The organism is Priestia sp. P5_B4, from assembly GCF_056400385.1.
On record NZ_JBFULJ010001444.1, the window covers coordinates 1 to 595 of the forward strand.

Here is a 595-nt window from a genome sequence, read left to right on the forward strand (position 1 = left end):
AGTTTTGAGAGAACAAAACTTTTTCAAAAAAAGTCTTGCTTTCTTTAWCRAAWCATGTATAATATAATATGTCTGGTGGCGATAGCGAAGAGGTCACACCCGTTCCCATACCGAACACGGAAGTTAAGCTCTTTAGCGCCAATGGTAGTTGGGACTTTGTCCCTGTGAGAGTAGGACGTTGCCAGGCTRTTATTATTCCACAGTAGCTCAGTGGTAGAGCTATCGGCTGTTAACCGATCGGTCGTAGGTTCGAGTCCTACCTGTGGAGCCAACTGGCCCGTTGGTCAAGCGGTTAAGACACCGCCCTTTCACGGCGGTAACACGGGTTCGAATCCCGTACGGGTCACCATTTRTTTTYATYTACATAATAGTGGAGGATTAGCTCAGCTGGGAGAGCACCTGCCTTACAAGCAGGGGGTCGGCGGTTCGATCCCGTCATCCTCCACCACCGTGCCGGTGTAGCTCAACTGGTAGAGCAACTGACTTGTAATCAGTAGGTTGGGGGTTCAAGTCCTCTTGCCGGCACCATTTATATCGGAGGGGTAGCGAAGTGGCTAAACGCGGCGGACTGTAAATCCGCTCCTTCGGGTTCGGC

The 595-nt window shown here is 50.7% G+C and carries 4 tRNA genes and 1 rRNA gene; all 5 read left to right on the top strand.

The window, feature by feature from the left end:
* Positions 1-71: 71 nt before the first annotated feature.
* A 5S ribosomal RNA gene (gene rrf / locus AC1DRF_RS31495) occupies positions 72-187 on the top strand.
* Positions 188-196: 9 nt separating this feature from the next.
* Positions 197-271, top strand: a tRNA-Asn gene (locus AC1DRF_RS31500).
* Between the two features lie 3 nt (positions 272-274).
* Positions 275-349: transfer RNA gene (locus AC1DRF_RS31505), tRNA-Glu, on the top strand.
* Positions 350-372: 23 nt separating this feature from the next.
* Positions 373-448 (top strand) — tRNA-Val (locus AC1DRF_RS31510).
* A gap of 4 nt (positions 449-452) precedes the next feature.
* Positions 453-528 (top strand) — tRNA-Thr (locus AC1DRF_RS31515).
* Positions 529-595: the final 67 nt, after the last annotated feature.